The 20,716-nt window shown below is 53.5% G+C and carries 23 protein-coding genes and 2 pseudogenes; 15 read left to right on the top strand and 10 right to left on the bottom strand.

The features are described from left to right. The first annotated feature begins 61 nt into the window (after positions 1-61). From WEB64_RS01165 to WEB64_RS01140, 6 genes and pseudogenes are all read left to right on the top strand, one after another. Positions 62-223 carry a hypothetical protein gene (locus tag WEB64_RS01165; protein WP_368062212.1) on the top strand — a complete coding sequence of 54 codons (162 nt, stop codon included), beginning with the start codon at positions 62-64 and terminating at the stop codon, positions 221-223. After that, positions 193-753: pseudogene (locus tag WEB64_RS01160) on the top strand (molybdopterin cofactor-binding domain-containing protein); the annotation flags it as partial. The gene WEB64_RS01165 and the pseudogene WEB64_RS01160, both read left to right, overlap by 31 nt. A 539-nt stretch (positions 754-1,292) precedes the next feature. Then, positions 1,293-2,111: a transporter substrate-binding domain-containing protein gene (locus tag WEB64_RS01155; protein WP_368062213.1), complete on the top strand. Its 819-nt coding sequence runs from the start codon at positions 1,293-1,295 to the stop codon at positions 2,109-2,111. A 154-nt stretch (positions 2,112-2,265) separates the two neighbouring features. Then, positions 2,266-2,931, top strand: a complete 666-nt coding sequence (locus WEB64_RS01150; RefSeq protein WP_368062214.1) for an amino acid ABC transporter permease — start codon at positions 2,266-2,268, stop codon at positions 2,929-2,931. Beyond that, positions 2,931-3,584, top strand: a complete 654-nt coding sequence (locus tag WEB64_RS01145; RefSeq protein ID WP_368062215.1) for an amino acid ABC transporter permease — start codon at positions 2,931-2,933, stop codon at positions 3,582-3,584. The genes WEB64_RS01150 and WEB64_RS01145 overlap by 1 nt, the downstream gene beginning before the upstream one ends. Further along, the gene (locus WEB64_RS01140) at positions 3,581-4,303 is read left to right on the top strand and encodes an amino acid ABC transporter ATP-binding protein (protein WP_368062216.1); all 723 of its coding nucleotides are present in this window, start codon (positions 3,581-3,583) and stop codon (positions 4,301-4,303) included. Before WEB64_RS01145 ends, WEB64_RS01140 begins: the two co-directional genes overlap by 4 nt. A 110-nt stretch (positions 4,304-4,413) precedes the next feature. Here WEB64_RS01140 and WEB64_RS01135 read toward each other — a convergent pair whose 3' ends face one another. Together WEB64_RS01135 and WEB64_RS01130 are read right to left on the bottom strand one after the other, a co-directional pair. After that, a complete protein-coding gene (locus tag WEB64_RS01135) occupies positions 4,414-4,875 on the bottom strand; it encodes a GatB/YqeY domain-containing protein (protein WP_368062217.1) in 462 nt (153 codons plus the stop codon). A gap of 98 nt (positions 4,876-4,973) precedes the next feature. Beyond that, the gene (locus WEB64_RS01130) at positions 4,974-5,486 is read right to left on the bottom strand and encodes a hypothetical protein (protein ID WP_368062218.1); all 513 of its coding nucleotides are present in this window, start codon (positions 5,484-5,486) and stop codon (positions 4,974-4,976) included. Positions 5,487-6,249: 763 nt separating this feature from the next. Between WEB64_RS01130 and WEB64_RS01125 the strand changes: the two genes are divergently transcribed. Next, on the top strand, positions 6,250-6,801 hold the full coding sequence (locus tag WEB64_RS01125; protein ID WP_368062219.1) for a CAP domain-containing protein: 552 nt from the start codon (positions 6,250-6,252) through the stop codon (positions 6,799-6,801). A gap of 59 nt (positions 6,802-6,860) precedes the next feature. Next, positions 6,861-7,202, top strand: coding sequence for a hypothetical protein (locus WEB64_RS01120; RefSeq protein WP_368062220.1), 342 nt, complete (start codon positions 6,861-6,863; stop codon positions 7,200-7,202). 91 nt (positions 7,203-7,293) lie between these two features. On the opposite strand, the gene WEB64_RS01115 is transcribed toward WEB64_RS01120, so the two are convergent. From WEB64_RS01115 to WEB64_RS01105, 3 genes are all read right to left on the bottom strand, one after another. Next, a complete protein-coding gene (locus WEB64_RS01115) occupies positions 7,294-8,175 on the bottom strand; it encodes a GGDEF domain-containing protein (protein ID WP_368062221.1) in 882 nt (293 codons plus the stop codon). A 147-nt stretch (positions 8,176-8,322) separates the two neighbouring features. Beyond that, positions 8,323-8,703: a hypothetical protein gene (locus WEB64_RS01110; RefSeq protein WP_368062222.1), complete on the bottom strand. Its 381-nt coding sequence runs from the start codon at positions 8,701-8,703 to the stop codon at positions 8,323-8,325. After that, the gene (locus WEB64_RS01105) at positions 8,696-10,048 is read right to left on the bottom strand and encodes a GMC oxidoreductase (RefSeq protein WP_368062223.1); all 1,353 of its coding nucleotides are present in this window, start codon (positions 10,046-10,048) and stop codon (positions 8,696-8,698) included. The genes WEB64_RS01110 and WEB64_RS01105 overlap by 8 nt, the downstream gene beginning before the upstream one ends. 340 nt (positions 10,049-10,388) lie before the next feature. On the opposite strand from WEB64_RS01105, the gene WEB64_RS01100 reads away from it, so the two are divergent. Together WEB64_RS01100 and WEB64_RS01095 are read left to right on the top strand one after the other, a co-directional pair. Beyond that, on the top strand, positions 10,389-11,489 hold the full coding sequence (locus tag WEB64_RS01100; protein ID WP_368062224.1) for an ion channel: 1,101 nt from the start codon (positions 10,389-10,391) through the stop codon (positions 11,487-11,489). 379 nt (positions 11,490-11,868) lie between these two features. After that, complete coding sequence (locus WEB64_RS01095; protein WP_368062225.1) at positions 11,869-13,779, top strand: 3-oxoacyl-[acyl-carrier-protein] synthase III C-terminal domain-containing protein; 1,911 nt, start codon at positions 11,869-11,871, stop codon at positions 13,777-13,779. A gap of 37 nt (positions 13,780-13,816) precedes the next feature. On the opposite strand, the gene WEB64_RS01090 is transcribed toward WEB64_RS01095, so the two are convergent. Beyond that, the gene (locus WEB64_RS01090; protein WP_368062226.1) at positions 13,817-13,978 is read right to left on the bottom strand and encodes a hypothetical protein; all 162 of its coding nucleotides are present in this window, start codon (positions 13,976-13,978) and stop codon (positions 13,817-13,819) included. Positions 13,979-14,308: 330 nt separating this feature from the next. On the opposite strand from WEB64_RS01090, the gene WEB64_RS01085 reads away from it, so the two are divergent. Together WEB64_RS01085 and WEB64_RS01080 are read left to right on the top strand one after the other, a co-directional pair. Then, complete coding sequence (locus tag WEB64_RS01085; protein WP_368062227.1) at positions 14,309-14,596, top strand: hypothetical protein; 288 nt, start codon at positions 14,309-14,311, stop codon at positions 14,594-14,596. Between the two features lie 75 nt (positions 14,597-14,671). Further along, the gene (locus tag WEB64_RS01080; protein ID WP_368062228.1) at positions 14,672-14,800 is read left to right on the top strand and encodes a hypothetical protein; all 129 of its coding nucleotides are present in this window, start codon (positions 14,672-14,674) and stop codon (positions 14,798-14,800) included. Between the two features lie 154 nt (positions 14,801-14,954). Here the strand turns inward: WEB64_RS01080 and WEB64_RS01075 are convergent, their stop codons facing one another. After that, complete coding sequence (locus WEB64_RS01075) at positions 14,955-15,065, bottom strand: hypothetical protein (RefSeq protein WP_368062229.1); 111 nt, start codon at positions 15,063-15,065, stop codon at positions 14,955-14,957. A 136-nt stretch (positions 15,066-15,201) separates the two neighbouring features. On the opposite strand from WEB64_RS01075, the pseudogene WEB64_RS01070 reads away from it, so the two are divergent. After that, positions 15,202-15,285: pseudogene (locus tag WEB64_RS01070) on the top strand (SAM-dependent methyltransferase); the annotation flags it as partial. Between the two features lie 224 nt (positions 15,286-15,509). On the opposite strand, the gene WEB64_RS01065 reads toward WEB64_RS01070, so the two are convergent. Further along, on the bottom strand, positions 15,510-16,244 hold the full coding sequence (locus WEB64_RS01065) for a peptidylprolyl isomerase (RefSeq protein ID WP_368062230.1): 735 nt from the start codon (positions 16,242-16,244) through the stop codon (positions 15,510-15,512). Positions 16,245-16,298: 54 nt separating this feature from the next. Here WEB64_RS01065 and WEB64_RS01060 point away from each other — a divergent pair, with 54 nt between their 5' ends. Continuing rightward, positions 16,299-17,387, top strand: a complete 1,089-nt coding sequence (locus WEB64_RS01060) for a diguanylate cyclase (RefSeq protein ID WP_368062231.1) — start codon at positions 16,299-16,301, stop codon at positions 17,385-17,387. A gap of 52 nt (positions 17,388-17,439) precedes the next feature. On the opposite strand, the gene WEB64_RS01055 is transcribed toward WEB64_RS01060, so the two are convergent. Next, on the bottom strand, positions 17,440-18,894 hold the full coding sequence (locus tag WEB64_RS01055; RefSeq protein WP_368062232.1) for a PLP-dependent aminotransferase family protein: 1,455 nt from the start codon (positions 18,892-18,894) through the stop codon (positions 17,440-17,442). A 107-nt stretch (positions 18,895-19,001) separates the two neighbouring features. Here WEB64_RS01055 and WEB64_RS01050 point away from each other — a divergent pair, with 107 nt between their 5' ends. Further along, positions 19,002-19,607, top strand: coding sequence for a pyridoxamine 5'-phosphate oxidase family protein (locus tag WEB64_RS01050; RefSeq protein ID WP_368062233.1), 606 nt, complete (start codon positions 19,002-19,004; stop codon positions 19,605-19,607). A gap of 241 nt (positions 19,608-19,848) precedes the next feature. Here the strand turns inward: WEB64_RS01050 and WEB64_RS01045 are convergent, their stop codons facing one another. Further along, positions 19,849-20,712, bottom strand: a complete 864-nt coding sequence (locus WEB64_RS01045; protein ID WP_368062234.1) for an HNH endonuclease — start codon at positions 20,710-20,712, stop codon at positions 19,849-19,851. Between the last annotated feature and the right edge of the window lie 4 nt (positions 20,713-20,716).

The following is a 20,716-nucleotide window of genomic DNA, read 5'->3' as shown; positions in this document are numbered from 1 at the left end:
TAACGCGGTTACCACGGCCGGTGAAGAAGCTGATGGAGGTTCTGAGGAACTGGACGGTGGCATGGAGCCAGACGTCTTTCAGGGCGATTTCGAGCAAGCCTATAACGACGCCGAGGTGACCCTGGACGTAACGTACACTACGCTCATTCAGGCGGCGGTTTTGGCTCCAAACTCGGGGTACACAATGAAGCCGTCCTGGCGTGTCTCGGTGCCTTGCTCCTGAAACGGTCAGTCAAAGTGGTGCAGCACCGCCGCCACGTTTTCCATAATGCGCCGCACAGGAGGAACTCGGTACAGCGTATTCAACTGGCCGCATCTCGGGACGGCAAACTACAGACCATCGGCCACGAGAGTTTCATGCCTATGGCGAGAGGGTACGAGTTTACTGAGCCAACTGGCGCATCGGCGAGGACCACCTACAGGACGGATGCGCTCAAAAGTACGCACCGGGTGAAATCCACCGACATACCCATCGCCGATTCATGCCGCGGACCGGGCCATGCGATAGGTTCACTGGCCTTTGAATCTGCCATCGATGAGCTGGCTTATAAGTGCAGTATCGATCCCCTGGCCCTCACCGAGTTGGTCACCAAGTCCGGAGATGCGCACCTGGAATGCGACGGCGAGGTAGAACCCGGAGACGACCACGGCAATTACTCCCAGCACTCCTACGGCGCCCAGTTTGCTGAGGTTCACGTTGATCGCGATTTCCCCATCACCCTCGACAAGATTCTGGAGCACTTGCCTGAGTAAATCGAGTCATCTGCTTATGGCTTCGCGATAGATCGGACAGGCTCTGATCTTAAACTAGTGCAATCAGCTCTCAAACCAGACAGACCTCACCGCAAACCCGAATTGGACTGCGGTTCAGAATATTGCCATGGCTCCTGAAGTTCTGGTCTGCTTTCCGAACGATACTGGGCACACGCCTGGTCGCAGTCTCTCCAAAAAAACGCTGATTTCGATGCCCCATGACCGCAGTGAGGACCTCACAGACAGTGAAAATTAGATAGAAGTAAAAACTAAATCTGTCACGATTTCTTCCGCTTTATTAATAGTTTTTAATTCAAAGAATTAGGTCAGTATCGAATATTTTGACGGCAAATTTAACTAAATTTTCAATATTTTAGATCTATAATACCTTTAGAATAAAATATTAAAGGCTTTTTAACCTGTTTATTTACATTTTTCAGGGACTTTAACTAAAGAATAAAAGGTAAACTTTTCATGTATTTCGAATTACATGAAATTTTTTTCAGCTTATAGACCAAAAACAACAAGAGATCCAAACGATGATGAAAAAACTAGCAATAGTTGTACTTGCATGCGTTGCGATCAATTCCATGAACGCAACAGCCGATCAGCTTGATACTGTAATTCAACGAGGCACATTGAACTGTGGGGTGGTTCTTGACTTCCCACCTATGGGCTATTTCGACAAAGACAACAATCCGGCAGGCTTTGACGTAGATTATTGTAACGATCTGGCTGACGCCCTTGGTGTGGAGGTAAATGTACTCAACCTCACCTGGGGCGATCGAATCCCATCCTTGATTGCCGGTAAGACCGATGTCGTTATCGGCTCCACCTCCGATACTCTGGAACGTGCAAAATCCGTGGGATTTACCTACCCGTACTTCGTCTTCAAGTTCCAGGTAATTGCGCCGAAAGAAAAAGAAATCAACTCGTTTGAAGACCTCAAGAACCTCAAAGTGGGGGCTGCACTCGGCACTACCTACGAGACTGAATACCTTGCTTATGCCGAAGCAAAAGGTTGGGGAACTGACAACTACACAGCGTTCAAATCTGAAAACGATGCCTATCTGGGTTTGTACCAGGGCAAAGTGGATGTGGTTATCTCAACCAACACTAATATTGCCACAAAGCTGCAAAGCGAAGAGTTCAAAGATTTTGCGGCAGGACCCTTCGTACCTAACTATGACGACGTCGTAGGCCTAATCGCAAAAAGAAGCGAAGGCGCCTGGATCAGATACCTTAACCTGTTTCTGGTGCGCCAGATTCGCGATGGCAATATGAATACCCATTACAACACGCACTTCGCTTCAGATGCGCCTGCCGATCTGATCCAGTCCTTGAGAGATAACAAGTAATAATCATAGTGGTGGTCTTCAGGTAGGCGGCTACCCCTATTACTTACCCGTAGGCCAGTCGCAAATATCTTTGCGTCAGGGCTTCGAACTCTGATGAGTGTCTTGATAAGGCACCCATCAGAGCCCTCTACTAACCACAGAAAGTGGCCAAGGTATGGAATATGAATTTCATTGGAACATCGTGTTCCAGAAATTGCCCGAGTTGTTGAACGGCGCATTTGTAACCCTGCACGTTTCGGTACTCGCTATGCTCCTCGGTATTGTAATTGCGATACTGTTGGCGATAGCCAAAATGAATAACAGTAAGCCCTTTTGCTATGTTGCTACGGTATGGGTCGAGATAGCCAGAAATACTCCGGCACTTTTCCAAATCTATATGGCGTATTTCGGGCTGGGGGCATTTGGCATTCATCTGAGCCCCTATGTTGCGGTTTTAAGCGCTCTGGTATTTATCAATGCAGGTTACCTGACTGAGACTTTCCGGGGTGGATTTCAGTCGATCCCCAGCACCCAGTACAGCGCTTCCAAATCTCTGGGCATGAACAGCATCCAGGTGTATCGATACATCATCCTGCCGCAAATGCTCAGACGTATCTATCATCCAATGACCAATCAGTTTGTCTGGTCCATCCTGATGAGTTCGCTGGGAATACTGGTTGGAATGAGTGAGCTGTCCGGAACAACCCAGAGACTACAATCACTGTCATTCCGCACACTTGAATTTTTCATTGTGGCAGCAGTTATGTACTTCATCATCACCAAACTGGTGCTGATAAGTTCGTCACTTATCTCTCGCAAGCTATTCAGGGGGGAAATCTGATGAACTCTTTATTCACGCCTCTGTCCTGGGACGATACCGGGTTTATTCTTACCGGCATCATGAATACGGTGACCATATCGGTAGTAGCAATAGTGCTGGGGACCCTGTTGGGTTTGGCCGTAGGTTTTATGCGAGCTGAAAGCAATAAGGTAGTCAACACACTGCTAGGTAGTTTGCTGGATATACTCAGAAGTGTACCGCTGATTATTCAGCTCATTCTTTTTTCAACCTTTGTTGGCGCGACCGGTTACCCACTAGACCCGTTTGTAGCTGGCTCTATCATTCTCTCGCTCTATACGATGGCCTTTATGAGTGAGGTCTTCCGAAGTGGCTTCGAGAGTGTCCAGCAATCCATGCAGACATCAGCCCGCTCGTTGGGTATGACATACTGGCAAACCATCTTCTACATTCGCTTACCCATCGGTTTGCGCGCAGTCTTCCCCTCCTGGCTGGGCGTTTCCCTCAGTGTCATCAAAGACTCGGCTCTGGTCTCTGTTATTGGTTATATGGAGCTGCTGCGCACATCCGACCAGCTTATATCCCGTACTCAGCAACCGCTAGAAATCCTGATCGGTGTTGGTATCTTTTATTTTATTATTTCATACCCGCTATCGTCATATGGGCGGTATGTTGAAAGGAAAATGGCAATATGATCAGCATCCAGAATGTACAAAAATCTTTTGGTGATCTCGAAGTTCTCAAAGGCGTCAGTCTGGATGTCGACAAAGGCGAAGTCCTAAGCGTCATCGGTGGCTCCGGAAGTGGCAAATCTACCCTGCTGTATTGCATTAATGCCATCGAGAGTATTCACAAAGGCAAAATTGTCGTTGACGGTATCGATGTTCATAGCAAAGAGACCAATAAGGACAAACTGCGTCAGAAGCTGGGTATGGTATTCCAGCAATGGAACTCATTTCCTCATCTGACCGTGTTGGAAAATACAGCACTAGCGCCCAGAATCGTCAAAAAAATGAGTAAGGACGAGGCGATTGAAATCGCCAAAAAGGAACTCGTGCATGTCGGTCTGGGTGATAAGTTTGACGTTTACCCTACTAAAATGTCTGGGGGTCAACAGCAGCGCTTGGCGATTGCCCGCGCCCTTGCAATGAAACCCGATTACATGCTTTTTGATGAAGTTACCTCCGCCCTTGATCCTGAATTAGTGGGAGAGGTTCTGGATACGTTGCGCCTGTTGGCGGAAGAGGGTATGACCATGATCTGCGTGACCCATGAAATGAGCTTCGCACGTGATGTGTCTGATCGTGTGGCTTACTTTCATGAAGGCGTTATTGCCGAGCTTGGTGAGGCTAAACAGGTTATTACCGACCCGCAAAACCCGTTAACACAGAAATTCCTTTCGAAAGTGCGCTGACAAGCCGTTGCTGGATTGAGTCTGTCAGGGGTCAATCGAGAGCCCGACCCCTTTACGTTCAAATCTTCCTGGCCTTGACCAAGTACCTTAGTTCCCTATGAATCGGTGAGTTATGGCGAAATCGCCAACGTCGCCCTCACTTTCTTGCTCAGATGCCCCATGTCGACCCGGCCCAATACTTGAGGGCGCAGCTCATTCATCACACGCCCCATGTCTTGCATACCCTGAGCGTCGGTTGAGCTGATCGCCATCCGGATCAAAGCGTCCAGGTCATCTTCGGTAAGGGCGGCAGGCATGAATTCCTCGATAATCACCATTTCCGCCCGTTCCTTGTCGCCCAACTCCTCACGCCCGGCAGCATCGTACTGACTGGCCGCATCTCGGCGTTGCTTGAGCATTTTGTCCAGTACCTTCAGAACGTCATCATCACTGAGCTCGCGGCGCTCATCAATCTCGATCTGTTTGACCGCAGCCTGCGCCATACGAAGGGTGACAAGCCGGGTTTTATCCCTGTTTCGCATCGCACTCTTGACCGCGTTGCTCAGTTGTTCCTTGAGTGATGATTCAGCCATTGTTGACCTTCTGTTCTTTGGGTGAGAAACCCGGGACCGAGGGCCCCGGTCTCTCATACCTCGCCCGGAAATTTCAAGAGGGCGAGATGTGTTATCGGTCAGAAATGGTAACCGATACCTGCGCTGTATGCGAAGGCGCCATCATCAAAGTTGTTGTCGGCGTCACTGGCGCTGTCAAAGAAAACCTGATATTCCGTCTGAACGGTGATGTAGGTTTTTTCTCTGACGTAATACTTAACACCGACCTCGGGGCCTGCGAAGAAAGTTTCATCCACTTCATCGCCATATATACCACCAACGTTGGCACCGACAAAGGGCTGCCAGCTACCTAAGTCAAAGTGGTAATCTCCAAAGACCCGAGAGGCGCCGGACCAACTCGAATTATCTTCCGAATCCGCAAAACCGAAGCTTTGGCGCAAGCCAACGGCCACGCTGTCGGTGAAAAACTGGCCCACATCAAAGCTGACGGCGGCGGTGTTGTTGTCAAACTCGTTATCACTTGCACCGGAGCCGGTCAAAGCAAAGAAGCCGTCACCGGACTCGGGCGCAGCCGAAACCAGTGCGGGTGAAATTGCCAGGCAGATGATTGCCGCAGAGTATTTGAGTTTCATAGATTGTTTCCTCGTACATTCCGGTTTTTTGAAGGGCTGCTGGCTTGTGAGCGACTGCTGGCACTTGCTCTCACACCCCCGGTACCAAAGGCCAGAGCAGTGTCGGGGAGAGCATTGCGACTGCGTTATAAAAGCATAGGTCACATAACAGGTGTGCAGGTGGGACAACGAATATTTGTAATATTCCAGCCATCTGGCTTTGGGACCAAAATCGATGGAGTAAGTAGAGCTTACAGGTTCAAACAAGCGTGGCCGTCAGTACGAATTCGCTATCGAACCTTAAGTGGATTATCAGAAAAAAACTGTAGCTACCTGTTTATTATTGCTATTATTTTTTTACATATAACCAGAGTTTCTCAAATCTCATGACGTTTATAGCGACATCTTTTTTATATCATTACGGCATAAGACCGAGAACAGACACACGTATCCAAGCACAGCTAAGCGGCCCATCCGGCAAGATTAAAATGCCCTCAAACATTAATAACTCTTAACCAATCTCATTGAAAACTGCTGGGTTTCGCTTCACACATTTGATGAAAGCCGGTAATTTTATGCAATGGCTTTAGGTTACCCATGTGCATACGGATAAAAGTAAATCCGCGAATCCAGAACAGATATGATTTTTCGCAGTTGGCGTTCGAGAATAAATCTATCCTGAACCGCCCCAGGTTTCGGAAAGAATGTGAGCCCAACAGGTAGCATATTGTGATCCCCGCCTTGGCCGGGGTACGGGATCTTTAATCATTGGCCGGTAGTTAATATGTTGAAACGCATGCAATGGTCCAACGACACTCTCCGGTTCGCAGTGAGGAGGCGCCTCGCGAAAATCGCCTTGGTGGGACTGATCGGCTTCAGCGGAGCCCCGGCGATGGTTTCAGGTGACACCACCAAGGGAGCCCCATTTGTCGACACCTGGGAAACGCTATTGGCTGAGGCTAGAGGCCAGGCCCGGCAGTGCGGCGCCGACACTTACGCCGAGGGCTCACCGCTCACTTGGAACGCTGGCCTGAGCGCTGCGGCGCAAGCCCACAGCGAAGACATGACGAACATGGGCCGGTTGAGCCATGAGGGAAGCGAAGGAGCAGTCCTCGCTGACCGCCTCGATGCCGCAGGCTATGAAGCATCCGCCTGGGGCGAGAACGTAGCCGCTGGCCAGAAGAACGCCACCACCGTGGTCGCCGCCTGGCTCGACAGCCCGGGACACTGCACCAACATCATGTCCGCGGATTACACAGAGTTCGGCGTAGGTATCGAGCGGGACGCTAGCGGCACACCTTACTGGACGCTGGTTTTGGCTGCCCCACGTGATTAACAGCGGTGCGGCTGAAGAGGAGCTTCAGGCGCATCTGAAAGGATCGGAGGTTAAAGGGGATGGGGTCTAGCCGTTCTCAACCGCTGAAAACACCGGATGGTCGATATCTGGTAGTCAAAGGGCGCCTGTGGCGCAGTGCCAACCCAGACCTGTCCGAACCGGTTTACCGTGAACAGGTAAAGCATCTGATGGCGGCCCGCCGAGCCGTTCATCAGGCACAGAAATCAGACAACGAAAATCAGGAACGAGACGCCCGCGCTAAGGTAGACGAAGCCAAACGAGCCCTCGGGGAACGCGGCCCAGTATGGTGGTCAGATGGAGCACGAGACTATACCCAGCATAAAATCGAGAACACGCCCTACGCGGATTGGTATCGCTCGATAGACGCTTCAGAAGCGTGAGGCGGAGCCCGGACGTCCCGACATCCCAACAGCGTTCTCGCAGCCGAAATACCGCTCCTATAGCTGAAAGTTCTGGATCAGGAATGTGAAATCAGAGCATGCTTTGAGCGTCGGTTGAGCTGATTGCCCTGAACGCGACTGCACTCTTGCCTTTGAGTTTGACCTGGTACATCAATTCATCGGCAGCTGCGACCGCTTGCTCTGGTGCCGTATCCGAATCCAGAATTGTGACAACACCGATGCTACAGGTGACGCCAAAATTATTCGCTTCGAGTGCCTCGTGAAGCTCCCGTGTGAGCTTCGAAATAACTTGCTGTGCTCCAAAGCCGTCAGTATCGGGCAGAATCAGTGCGAACTCATCGCCCCCAACCCGCGCTGCAGTGTCAACCTCGCGTACTGAACTTCTCAAAACTCGACCAATGGTTCGTAGCACCAGATCTCCGCCAGCATGACCGTGAGCGTCGTTCACAGCTTTGAAGTCGTCCACATCTACGTACGCTAGCGTGATTGCGCTCTCAGAACGCTGTGCCATGGCCAGATCATGTTTGAGCCTACTATCGAATTCCCGCCGAACGTATAGCCCGGTGAGGCCATCCGTTCGCGCGAGACGCTCCCGGAGTCGAAGACTTGTGCGGAGCTCGGTCACCAGCAAGCCGGTGATATAAAAAAACCCAAATCGGATGAGCGAATTCCAAAAAGGAATTGCCGGATGCGAGTACGGCTGGCCCGCACCTAAGTCGGCGATGAACCAGCTCATGCAAGAGAGGACGGCGACCGAAGACCCCGCGAGGCGTCCGCAATACCAGGCTGCTATTGTGACTGGACCGAGGTAGAACAGGGACATCGCCACTTCGTAGCCTGTAAGGTAATCCAGTCCTCCAACTACCGGCACCACGCATACCGCTACAGCCAATCTCTTGGCGCGGGTGAGGCGGTCGAGGTACTGATCAAGGGTCCTCAGCGGACGCATCATCGTCTGACCTCCAAAGGGGAGCGTACCGGTGGCCTTGGTGGAACAAAACGGAGACCAAGGCACCCGGGTGACGCTAATGTTAACTTTTGTATCGGCTATCATACGCTTCCACTGTCTCGTGGGCGGGTGAATATTCGATAATCAGGTCTAGAGAGAAACCCGGTCTTTGTACAGGTATGCCAGCGCGTACAACTCGATTTCGGTCTGCGTGTAGTAAAAGCCTTTATAGCGAATGAGCGGCTCATGACGCGCCAGGCTATTCACCTTTTGATGGTTAATTCCGTGGCGTGTTGAGATGACTCCTTTGTACATCATCTCTGCCTGCAGCGTCTCCACAGACCTGCCTTCCGAGTAATCACGAAAAATCGGGTCTGCGAGCTCTGCAAGTTGATCAGTGAGTGACGTCGAGCGAGCGCCCAGGTCACCGCTTTCAGCGAGACGCCCGTCAGGCAACAGCCGCGCGCAACTGCTGATGCTGAGCCATATCGCCGCAGCGCTGAGACTGGCCAGTAAGGTACGTCTATCCATGAGCATTACCTTTTAAAGTGCTGGCAAGGTGTGCGCCCAAGCGCAACGCCATTGCCACAATGGTAAAGGTGGGGTTGGAGGCACCGCCGGCTGGAAAGACCGACGACCCGGCCACGTAAAGGTTATCGGTGGTGTGCACGCGGCAGTTGCTGTCCACCACGGAATCGGCAGCCGTCAGCCCCATTCGTGTTGTGCCCATCAGGTGTCCACCATCATGCAACCTGAATTCGGGTTGCAGGATAGAGGGGCGTCCCAACCCCGAGCGCAGTAGTGCCTTGCCGAACAGGTCCCAGCTCTCACGCGCCAGGTCACGGTAGCGGTAGTGGAAATCAATTCGTGGAGTGGGAACTCCAAGGTAATTGCGCTGGTCGCCCGTGCCTACGGAATTCCGGAAATCTGGGGCAATCTCGGCCCGAATGGTGACCGGGGTATGGAGCATCTCGCGCCGTTTGCCCAGTAGCACCGTTGGGGTCATCTGCTGCAGATTGAAATCAGCGCTGAAAGACAGCACCCCTTGCTCGATGCAGTAGCTGTCTGATAACTGAAGTGCGTGTACGATCTGTGGATCTTCTTCGGCGCCCACCGGGAGCCGGTCCCGGTCCAGGTACATCTCCGCCACTGCGTAGAGATGTGGATGCTCCATCAGGCCTTGTCCGACGGGCATTTGGCCGACCACATCAGAGATCTGCAGCAATCGCGGGTTACCCACCCCACCACAGGCCAGTACAAAGGTATCCGCCGACAAGGATGTGGCTGGTAGCTGGGGCTCCTGCGAGTCTCGCAGTTCCAGAGCGGTGACAGTGCGCCCCCCCGTTATCAGGCGCAATCCGGTGGAGCCAAGCACCAGATCAACGCGGGGATGGTGTTGGAAAAAGGAATGGTACTTTTTGTTAAACCGGACCGGCGGGCTCACATAGAATGGCTTGTAAACCAGCTCCGATGTTCCTGCAATGGACACCACCGGCTGGCGATGGGCATCATCGGGCAGCTCTATAATCCGTGCGGCAGCTGGATACCAACGGTTTATTTCCTCGTAGGGAATAGGCCACGCCTGAGCTATGAAGGCTCTCTTCTCGAGCACCGCACAAAACCCGCCCCAGATGGTCGAGGTACCACCAAAGCAACGTTGCGTGTGCATGGGAAAGTAATCGTCTGGCAAATCGCCATGTAACTGGACGTTGGCCAAGGTCTGAATGGTTGGATGGGGCTCCAGTAATCCACTCTCGATGACGGCGATTGTAAGGGCAGGATTTTTGGACAACTCAAGCGCCGTGGTGATACCGGCGGGACCACTACCGAGAATGATAACGTCATAATGACGGTGCTTGGGTTGATTGAGAATCACAGATTCAGCCTTCCTAGCTGGTTCGCCCGGGACCGCCCGATAACGTTGCGCGCCTGGATCAGTATTGACGAGATCCGGTGCGAAAACCACGTAATTTTTCGGAAAGTCTGTCCAGATCTTTTGACACAGTTTTACTGTAATGCTCCCCCCACAACTGAAGGTACTGCTCCCTTCGGTTTTACTCGTTACACTATGGTATCAGTAGCATTCTCCGATCTGGATGAACGGAGCCTGCAACCTATCGACAACCCCCTGTTGAGGTTATACTCCGGTGCCCGACGGCGCGATCAGCAGATCGCTCAGGGTGATCTGAGCCAAATTCAACCAGACCCGGTATGCCATGCTGATTTTCAAAAACCTGAGACGGCATTCGCGCGAGCAGTTGAACCGCCGCCTGCGCATCAACATGAGTTCACGCCTGCGGCACGGGTTCGCCTGGCTCCTTATCCTGATCGGCCTGCACGTGGTCGCGATGGTGGTATTCGAGGATCTGGCGCTGGCCGACGCCGCCTGGTTGACGATCACCACCATCACCACGGTCGGGTACGGTGATTTTTCTGCGGCCACGCCCATGGGGCGGTCGGCTACCACGGTGTTGATGTACCTGGCAGGCATCTTCGTGATGGCTAACCTTGCCAGTGATTTCATCGACTACCGGCTCAAGCGTAAAGAAGACATGATTCAAGGCCGCTGGAGGTGGCAAATGAAAGACCACGTGTTGATCATCCATAGCCCGATGCGGAATCCGGCGGTCTATTTCCACCGACTGGTAGACCAGTTGCGGGAAACCCACCAGTTCCGTGACCGACCGGTGCAGATCCTCACCGACGCCTTTCCTGAGGGGTTGCCCGCCAGCCTGCGGGAGAAGGGCGTGGTGCACCACCATGGCGAGTCGTCCCATATCGAGGCTCTCAGAATGGTGACTCCGGCTGAGGCCCGAGCGATCATCATCCTGGCACGGGACGAAGACAGCCGGGTGTCTGACAGCATCACCCTGGACGTGTTGATGCTGCTAGGCGAAGTCTGCGGGCAGTGCAAGCCCCAGACCGTGGTCGAATGTGTCGCCCAGGAAAACCGCAAGCGGGCTCTGCGCTTGGGTGCCAACAATATCCTCCGGCCGGTGCGGGCCTATCCGGAAATGCTGGTGCGAGCCCTGGTGGCCCGCGGTTCGGAAAAGGTTCTGGAAAACCTCTTTACCCATGACGACGACCACCCGGTACGTTATCAGGTGCCCCTGACCGGGGCGCGCTGGGCCGATGTGGCCTGCAGGCTGATGACCGCTGGTATGGGCACACTGATGGCTTATGTCACTGAAGACGAAGAGGTGGTGACCCACCCAGCTCATGATCACCTCTTCGACGCGCAGGCACTGATTGTAATGGTGCGGGAAGAGTCTGTACCCAGTGAGACAGCCATCCGCCAGCAGCTTGCGTCTGTATAAGATGTGAAAAATAAATTCTGGCTTTTGTTCTGGTGACGAGCTCGCGACTTATTTCTCTGAGCGTGCTCAAACCACCAGCAAGCAGCGCGCCCTTCTCACCATTTCTCCAAGCTTGATACCGGCTCTCACCGGCAATCATGTCAGGCTTAAGAAAGTACACCCGCATGCCAAGACGTGTCTCTTCCCTGATCGCTTCGGCAGGCGCCGGTTTTCTTCCCAATAAACGGCTCAACCATTCCAGCCAGAAACGGCCGAAAAAGGCGTAGGGAAAATAGCGACTATACTGCCTACTACACAACACAGAGAAACTGGCGAATTATCGGGGCAAGGTTTTTCCCGAGGCTGGCAGAGACGCAGGCAGAATCTGCAAGGAGCACTTATGAAACCGTTTCGACTGAACAGACATGGCAAACTGGTGTTTCCCACAAGCATCTTTACCGAGCTCGACTTCTCGATCATCACTGATCTCGACCAGTTAAAGGCAATCATTCGGCGCGACTTTGAAGTGAAGGCTCCGACCGGCACCGAAATTGCCGAGCGAGCGGCTGCCGGAAGCTACGCGACGAGATATGACCTGTTGCGCGACATGGGTTTACACCTTTTCTGGGCGAACCGTTACCCGCTGGTGATGTACAACAAACAGCCGACGCGCTGGCGCGATGTCCCCCGTACCCGCGACGATGTCTTCGTGCCTCTGCTGCAGCCCTGGGAGGGGCGGGAAGCCAAGTCCGCAATTGTCCGCCAGACCTACGCACAGCTGCCGGCAAAGTGGAACAGTAAGGCTGAGGACGAACTGTTCGACATACTCTTCGACTGCTTCTCAAACAAGCTCTATCTGGCAGCGTCGCTCCCGCCAATCAAGGCCACGATTGCCGAGGCGCTCGCTACTGTCGATGCCAGGACCACTACTCTCGGTAACTATAACCCCGACCACCGGCGCTACAGCGTCGATGACATCCTTGATGTCTCAGACGAGCAGGCCGAACTCGAGGCGCTCCGGCGCTGGGCGATGGTGCTGCACAACCAGCAGCCCTGGGACCGGAGCCAGGCCACTCTGAAGCCGTTGGCCGAGATGCAGGATGACGACATCGTCGTGCTGTTCTATCCGAAAAACCGCCACGTACTCGAGTTCATCAACCGCGAAAAGAATGGTACTACCGGCGCGAAGCAGGCGCCGACGCCAGATCCTGCCGTCGAGCCCGTGAGGCCCTATCCTCCGTTGGTGATCGGCGACGATGCGCCCATCCAACCGAAGATCGAGGCGCTGGCAATCCGCAAAGGTGAGGTCATCTGCTCAAACGAAGATGTGGTCCGGAACTCGCCATCCTCGTGGTCGCCGATGAGCGCGGAGGAAATCGCCGACAAAACCGGCATCGAACGGCGCCGTTATACAGCGGAGCCATTGGAGAATATTGCCCTTGAGGCCGCGCGGGCAGCGATGAAGCATGCCGGTCGCGGGGCCGACGAGATCGGTGCGGTGCTGTTCTGTTCCTGTACCTCAAGCCGACTGATTCCCTCGACCGCCACCTGGCTCTCAGGCCAGTTGGGCATCCTTCAGACCCATTGCTCGGCCGACATCGTCGCGGCGTGCGCCGGATTTCCGTATGGCGTTGCCGAGTCGGTTCGACTGCTACGGGAGATCGAACGTCCGGTCCTGCTCGTTATGGCCGAGAAATTTTCGGACAAGATCGGCAATGCCCGACCGTCGCGGATGATTTTTGGCGACGGGGCCGCCGCCATGGTGATCGCGCCATCCGATGGTGAACGTGACATTCATGTGGTGCAAACCTATGCCAGCGGGCCCGCCAGTCAGGTGAACTCCATTATCTGGCCGAATCACGATTTCGACAACGACATCACGGTATACGGCCCCGAGGTCAAGGCGTTGGTCAAGCGCTACCTGAACCAGATGATGGGTGAGCTTTCCGAACTCGGACTTGAGATCGACATAATCGTCCCACACCAAGCCAACAAGAATATGATCATCGAAATCGCCGAGCCCCAGGGAATCGACGCCAAGGATATTTACTTCAACATCGCGGAGGTCGGAAACGCCTCTGCGGCGAGCATTCCGATCGCGCTGGCCGACGCCGTCTTCGACGGCGCGATCAGCAAACGGTCGCTGGTGTTCGCTCCGGGCTTCGGCGCAGGAGCCGTGGGGGGTTACGTTATTCTGTCGCTGGACTCGGCGATGGTTGCGCCGGAGGTGACCACTACCCTCGCCATGAGCCCATCACCGACTGAGGCGCATTCCTCGATTGAAGATATCAAGGAGGCGTTCCACGAATGAACTCTCGATTCAGCGAATTGACGGGTAGGGAAACCTGTCAGCCAACTTTCTGGTTCGTCTGCTTTGAACCTGGCGACGCGAATTGTCCACTTTTACCCTTGCCCACATACTCAACAGCCCCACCGGACTTTAAAAAAGCGGCAGTCTGCTCCTCAATCGTGGCAGTAGTTAATGTAGCTTTTGCGGGTTTCTTGCTCATAATAATCTCCAGGGTAACTGTCGGCTTATTCACCAACTTCAAACCCCATGATACCCGGAATAGCAAAAAATTGTTTGGCGTGGGATTTGACTGGCCGTCAGCTCCCTTGCATGTAAAATCCAGGATCTTTTCTGAGGCGTGAGTTCGACGACATTAATGTTGAGTTGATAAGCACAACTCCCTCAGCGTAAATTAAGAGCTCATCCTGAATTCCACATTTCGTGGCGATTCAGTCTCCTTATCAGCATAACACCATGGAGAAACGCTATGATGAAGCGCACAAACAGGACGTTTTGTCCGCCTGACAAACCCAATTCGCAGGAAAATTCTATGAAAAAACTACATTCACTTGCGTTTTACGCATTGATCACACCGGCCATAACATTGGGTTCAAGTGCTTTGCTCGCCGCCCAAGACACTAGCGAGGAGAGGGATGTGGGAGAGCAGAGCATGGGCGCCGATGCTGATTCCGAAACCCAGAATTCAGAAAAAGACAAGAAAGCCACCAAGTCCAAATACAATGAAGAGGGGTCCGCTGGAGAAACTGAGGAAACTGAAGAAACTGAAGAAACTGACCAGAAAAAGGGCGACCAGTCTGGCAAGCAAAATGAGGATTAGATGAATCTTCACCGGCTAATGACACGGCGGTGAGTAACGTGATCGGGCCTGAGCTTAAAACCAGTTGTAACGATAGTGTGGGGTGAGATCGGTGACCCGATTATTGACCAGGATGGCAAGATCGCGGCTGTTGTAGTCAACGTTGGCATGATCGGTGATGATCTGCAACCTGCGCCGAGTAATGAAAAGCTACAGACCTTTTGACTGCAGCCACTGGCTGATATGCACATGGTTCATGGCACCACTCTGGCGTGCGATTTCCCGGCCATTCTGAAAAGAAATCCGCCAGTACCGGCACATCACTGCGCCCCGTATGGGCAGCAAAGCTCTGTTCACCCAGCGCCAGAATCTGATCCGGTCACAACGTCTGTTGGCAGGCACCACAATTGCCGCTGGCCGACAGCTTATCCGCAGGTACGCGATTCACTTTGTGGCAATAGGGACACACGAGGTGTCGAATGTCAGTCATGATGGATCGATCTCTGATGAGCTGGTTTTATGAATAATCAGGGCAAATGGAGAGAGATCAAGCGACGGGACTAAGCCCCATATTGGGTCGAGATGTGCTTCGGTCATCCGGTTACACACCAGCGCAGTGAGCCATCATGCAGCCGTTCACCAAGCTCTACACCGACCTGTCAGATTATTACGATCTGATGTGTGCCGACATCGACTATCAGGCACAAAGCAGCGGGAAGCCGAGTTCACCCTTGGAGACATGGGATGGGCAGTCCGGCAATGCCTTGTTCGTCTGCGTCATAAAAGGCACCTGAGCGAGCGCGTCTCTGATCTGAACAAAAGCAGGCGATAACATAAGCCCCATTCTCTATTGCACGTAGTCAAGAAGAAAAAGCTCGCACTCGGTGTTAATAGGCAAGCCTGCCTACGGGCAATATTGATACCCCGTTCACCGTCAATGATCCCCACCCGGCCCATGCGCGTGGCCGTGCGCTATCTCTTCCGGATCGGCCGTGCGTACTTCGATAATTTCGATATCGAAAGTCAGGGTTTTACCGGCCATCGGATGGTTGGTGTCGACATCAGCAAACTTGAGGCCGACTTTGGCGACGACCACATGGCGCGCGCCCTGCTCGGTTTTCACCTGAGCGATCATGCCTGGCTTCCAGCGTTTGGCACCAATCAAATGCTTGATCGGCACGCGCTGCATGGCATCGGCCTTGCGCAAACCATAGGCTTTATCCGGAGTGACGGTGACACTGAAGCTTTCGCCAACATCGCGACCTTCCAGGGCTTCTTCCAGGCCTCGGATAATGCCGCCTTGGCCATGCAGATAGGCGTTCGGCTCGCCGCCACGGGAGCTTTCAACGACGTTGCCTTGTTCGTCACTGACGCTGTAGTGAAACAAGACGACTTGATTCTTTTCGATTGGCATAGGGCTCTCCGCAACAGTTAAAGGTAAGCCATTATAACCAGCATCCGCTTTGACTCCAGTGGCGCCTGCAGTCGAGGATTTCAGCAGAAGCAACTGGAAAATCCGAAGGTTCGCAAAGAGTACGATGCCCTTCAGGATGAGTTCAGCCTGATCGATCAGTTGATCACAATGAGGACGAAAGCAGGCCTTACCCAGGAAGACGCTTGGAAAATAGATCTGGCCCGGTTTTCCTTGTTTGGTTTTCTTCTTGGCCAAACCTGAGGCACTGTAATACTATAAAAGTCAATACAGCTTTTTGAGCGTTGCGCCATGATGGCTCCTGGTATTCCGGAAAACGAAGTACTACGATTGCGCACTCTGAGCTCAACTGAACTTCTCGACAGCTCAAGAGAAGGTCAGTTTGATTGGCTTACAGACACGGTCCGGCTGTGCTTTGAAGTACCAATCTGCGCTTTTACCCTGATCGATGAACATCGACAGTGGTTTAAATCCATTCACGGACTAAACCTTCGTGAGACCCCGCGTGATATTTCTTTCTGTGGCCACGTTATCCACCAGGACCAGACCATAGTCATCCCGGATGCCCAGTTGGATCCTCGTTTTGCGGATAATCCTCTGGTTGTGGGCGACCCTCACATACGGTTCTACGCAGGCACACCAATAAGGGTGGACATGGCGGGCGAAGCTCTTGATTTGGGGAGCCTGTGCGTTATCGACCGCCGCAGTCGTACCCTTGACCGCAAGCAAATCGCAATACTAGAGGGCTTTGCACGGCAAATCGAGACGCTGGTGGAAATGCACCTTGTAAACCTCCATTTGCTGGATACCTGCGATCAGCTCAAACATACGGTCAAGCGGTTTGAGGACTCCGAGAAACGAGTTCAGCAGATTTCAGTGCTTGCAAACACTGACTCGCTGACCGGGCTCGGCAATGTCCGGCACTTCAACAATATTCTCGAGCGGATTCTGAAGACCTCTCGCCGAAAGGATGAACATACTTCTTTGGTGCTGATCGACGTTGACGATTTCAAGACAATCAACAATAGTGAGGGCTACCTTGCTGGCGACGAAATGCTGAGAAAGCTGGCAGACATATTGACCCGAGTGGTTCGCAAAGGAAACGACCACATCTTTCGACTCGGCGGAGATGAGTTTGCCATAGTGCTATCCGGGATAACGCCGAAGGAAACCGAAGTTCTCGCAAAACGGATAATCACCGAGGCAAGCGGCATCCCTACATCGCCAAGCGAGACGTTCAGCGTCTCGCTTGGCATTACCAACGTTCATCACCGCGAATCTGACCAGAGATCAATTTTTGATCGTGCCGACCGTGCGCTCTCCTCGGCAAAGCGAGCCGGCCGTGGCCGTTTTTGCGTGCAGAGTGCACGAGAGGTATAACAACAATCCCATGCATGAAGTTACCGATACGGGACCAAAACAGGGCAACGCCTCAAGAAACGCGATTACCGCGTCTGTGCCGGTGGCCTTCCAGTCCTGACCGTAATGTGGTCACGCATTCTTCAATCTCGCGCTCATTGGCGCTGGCAAAGCCCATAACCAGGCCGGTTCTGACCTGTTCTCCAAGGAAGTGGGCACTGAGTGGTGTGCTACCAAACCCCTTGGCTTTGAGCCATTGGCTGAGTGCCAGATCGTCAAACTCCCCTTCAAGCACCAGGTGCATCCCGGCGCTTTCAGCCACCGGTTGAACCAGCCCGCCGAGTTTGGCCGTGACCTGTTGCTGGAACAGTTGCCACTTTTCCCGGTAGAGCTGGCGCATGCGCCGCAGATGGCGGGTGAACTGACCGATTTCGATGAACTCGGCGATCGTTGCCTGGGTGAGAAGAGGCGTCTCGCCACCGCTGATCTGTTTGGCCCAGAGCACCGGCTCGACAACCGCCTCCGGGACCACAAGATAGCCCACACGAAATGCGGGCAGCAGCGTTTTGCTGAAGCTGCCCATATAGAGCACCGGAGCATTCTCGAACAGGCCCTGAATGGCGGCAAAGGGCTTGTTGTAGAAGTGAAACTCGCTGTCGTAATCGTCCTCGATGATCCAACACCCGTTTTGCCCGGCCCACTGAACAAGCGCCATGCGTTGGGAGAGATCGAGGATGCCGCCCATGGGGTACTGGTGCGTAGGTGTGCAGAACAGGAGTCGGGCAGGCGCAAGGCCAGGCAGTGCTTCCACATCCAGAACCTCGTTCTTCAGGGGGATAGGAATCAATGGGTTGCCAAATCGGCCCAGTGCATTCCGGGCGCCACGGTATCCGGGGTTCTCACACAGGATGTTGTCGCCCGGCCTCAAGAAAACCTCCGCAAGAAGCGAGAGCGCCTGCTGCGCGCCGTTGGTGATGATGACCTGATGCTCTTCGCAGCGCACACCCCGGGAAGTTCGCAGGTAGGCAGCGATGGCCCGCCTGAGGGGCTGATACCCCTGGATGCTGTCATATCCCCTCAGTGACCGGCGGCTTTCCTGGTGATGCAGGATCCGGTTCCAACTACGAATAGGAAACGCGTCCAGATTCGGCAAGCCCGGCTGGAACGGTAAACTGGCGTCTTCCACCCGCTTCGTTTTTAGCCAAGGCAAAGCAGGCAGTGGGGGCAGCTTCATGCCACCGCTAACGGGTTTGTCCCGCCCTGGTCCGGCAGGATTCACGGCTGTCATGATGTCTTCATGGACAAAGACACCCTTGCCAGCGCGGCTTTGCAGAAACCCCTCGGCTTTGAGCTGGTCGTAAACGGCGTTCACCGTGTTTCGGCTGATACCCAGATCCTGCGCCATCTGACGACTGGAAGGCAATTGTCGCCCTGGCAGGTAACGCTGTTCGATTATGCGCTCGGACAGTCGTTGATAAAGCTGGTGTTGCAGCGGCTGTTCACTGTCCAGCCGGATATCATCGATCACGTCAACTGGTCCTATGAAAAGTCATAATCTGGGTCTTTTTATGGTATCAGAAGTGCTTTCCAATAGGAGTATAAATTGTATGGCCAGAGACTATTCGGGAGCCTTAGATGACAACACCGATGGATGTGCCCGGAACCATGACATCACCCCTGACTTCCTGTCCTCGTAGCAGGGTGCAGCGGGCTGCAACGAGGGCAAGTTATGACAGAACGACCGCCTACTCACTGATTGATCGGCTCAAAACGGCTCACGTGGGATTTGTTGAAGATGGCGAGCCGCGCATTATTCCCATAACGGTGTGGCGGCTCGGCGATGATCTGTACTTGCATACTCTCAGGGGCGGCCGGTTGTCCCGTCGTCTCGGATCCGATGCGCTGCTTTGTATTTCGTTCGCGGTGACGAACGAGTGGGTAATGACCAAATCGGCGTTCAATCACAGCGCCAACTACGAGTCGCTGGTTCTGTTCGGCAGGGCTGTGCCGGTAACTGACGATGCCGCCTTTGATACCGCGTTCCGCGCCATCATCAACCAGATTGAGCCGGGGCGGTGGGAGCAGGTTCGGGCGCCGAATGACAAGGAGCGTAAGGCAACGGCATTATTCCGGGTACCGATTCAAGAGGGGGCTTTCAAGAGCCGCACCGGCGGTCCGAATGACGATCCGGAGGATCTGGCGCTGCCAGTTTGGCATGGAACCCTGCCTGCTGACGGATGATAACTCGGCACCAACAAAAGCAACATATCCAGGCTTGAGCGTGGCCGAAGCAATCCGAGCTGGGGAACACTCAGCAAATACGCCGGAGCCTGCGGTTTTCGGGTGAAGCTGGAAGCCGTTGAAGACGACCGAGCTTCAGCATGAAAGATGGCCCTATGCCAATACATCTCTGATAGGGAGCCTCCTGTTCGGCGACGATTAGGATGACCGGACAAGTTAGTTGACGCCGAACAAGCTTGGCTTAATCAGAGAGCAAGGCAACAAGTTCATTTTTCAAGATGCCGCCCTTATGGACCTGATCATGATGAACATTGCACAAGGTGATCAGATTTTCTGCGGTATTCTTACCTTTATCGGCATGGTGCTCAATGTGATGCAGTTCCAGAATTCGCCTTGGGTCTCCGGGCGTTAGATCAGGATACCCCCAGCCGCATTTGCGGCAACAATGGTTATCCCGAGTCAGAACATCCACTCGTACAGTATCAGGGATCTTTCTATCATGGGGTTCAGCCTGTTTGTCTTCTTCAAGAACATAAACACCAACTGGCAGTTCCGAATTACCGGAAATCTTGGTTGTAATCGGCCACCCTTCCTCTGTTCTGAGCTCCCGGACCCGGCGTGGCCACTCGGACTTATCATTGGCAAGGTATTTTAGTTCCTCGCCTGTTACAGGCTTACCGACGTTGAGACGCAGGTACTCAATGATTTTGGTTTTGATACCATAATCGCTCTTTCTGATACGATTGGCGGAATTCCAGCGATGAGCAGCGTCCCGGTCTAGCCTATCCTCTAACAGCAAATAGCTGTCCAGTTTCAGATCGTTTAAGTCATTAAAGCTAAGGTCTGACTTGTCAATCTCGCCCCCATCAAGCATCTGCCGAATCATGGCCCCGCTCAGAATCGGCCATCCCTCTTGCACACGAAGCTCTCTGATTCGCCGGGCGTACTCACTTATTCCGGCAACCACCATTAGCTCATCACCCTGTATCAAGCTGCCATGGTATTTGCGAAGGTAAGCGACAATTCTGTCTCGTGCGTTTTCAAGCCCCTCACCCTCGATCAAAGAACTGCCGAGGTCTCTGAGCAAGTGGTTTGCCGGAACCAACGCC

This window comes from Marinobacter sp. (assembly GCF_040882185.1).
In the GTDB taxonomy this organism is placed as follows: domain Bacteria; phylum Pseudomonadota; class Gammaproteobacteria; order Pseudomonadales; family Oleiphilaceae; genus Marinobacter.
Note: the sequence above shows the minus strand (reverse complement) of the source record. Positions and strands in the feature narration are given on the sequence as shown.

Coding starts and splice junctions, on each gene's coding strand:
- WEB64_RS01165 (WP_368062212.1), top strand. CDS start 62: ATGGAGCCAGACGTCTTTCAGGGCGATTTCGAGCAAGCCTATAACGAC.
- WEB64_RS01155 (WP_368062213.1), top strand. CDS start 1,293: ATGATGAAAAAACTAGCAATAGTTGTACTTGCATGCGTTGCGATCAAT.
- WEB64_RS01150 (WP_368062214.1), top strand. CDS start 2,266: ATGGAATATGAATTTCATTGGAACATCGTGTTCCAGAAATTGCCCGAG.
- WEB64_RS01145 (WP_368062215.1), top strand. CDS start 2,931: ATGAACTCTTTATTCACGCCTCTGTCCTGGGACGATACCGGGTTTATT.
- WEB64_RS01140 (WP_368062216.1), top strand. CDS start 3,581: ATGATCAGCATCCAGAATGTACAAAAATCTTTTGGTGATCTCGAAGTT.
- WEB64_RS01135 (WP_368062217.1), bottom strand. CDS start 4,875: ATGGCTGAATCATCACTCAAGGAACAACTGAGCAACGCGGTCAAGAGT.
- WEB64_RS01130 (WP_368062218.1), bottom strand. CDS start 5,486: ATGAAACTCAAATACTCTGCGGCAATCATCTGCCTGGCAATTTCACCC.
- WEB64_RS01125 (WP_368062219.1), top strand. CDS start 6,250: ATGTTGAAACGCATGCAATGGTCCAACGACACTCTCCGGTTCGCAGTG.
- WEB64_RS01120 (WP_368062220.1), top strand. CDS start 6,861: ATGGGGTCTAGCCGTTCTCAACCGCTGAAAACACCGGATGGTCGATAT.
- WEB64_RS01115 (WP_368062221.1), bottom strand. CDS start 8,175: ATGATGCGTCCGCTGAGGACCCTTGATCAGTACCTCGACCGCCTCACC.
- WEB64_RS01110 (WP_368062222.1), bottom strand. CDS start 8,703: ATGGATAGACGTACCTTACTGGCCAGTCTCAGCGCTGCGGCGATATGG.
- WEB64_RS01100 (WP_368062224.1), top strand. CDS start 10,389: ATGCTGATTTTCAAAAACCTGAGACGGCATTCGCGCGAGCAGTTGAAC.
- WEB64_RS01095 (WP_368062225.1), top strand. CDS start 11,869: ATGAAACCGTTTCGACTGAACAGACATGGCAAACTGGTGTTTCCCACA.
- WEB64_RS01090 (WP_368062226.1), bottom strand. CDS start 13,978: ATGAGCAAGAAACCCGCAAAAGCTACATTAACTACTGCCACGATTGAG.
- WEB64_RS01085 (WP_368062227.1), top strand. CDS start 14,309: ATGAAAAAACTACATTCACTTGCGTTTTACGCATTGATCACACCGGCC.
- WEB64_RS01075 (WP_368062229.1), bottom strand. CDS start 15,065: ATGACTGACATTCGACACCTCGTGTGTCCCTATTGCCACAAAGTGAAT.
- WEB64_RS01060 (WP_368062231.1), top strand. CDS start 16,299: ATGATGGCTCCTGGTATTCCGGAAAACGAAGTACTACGATTGCGCACT.
- WEB64_RS01050 (WP_368062233.1), top strand. CDS start 19,002: ATGACAACACCGATGGATGTGCCCGGAACCATGACATCACCCCTGACT.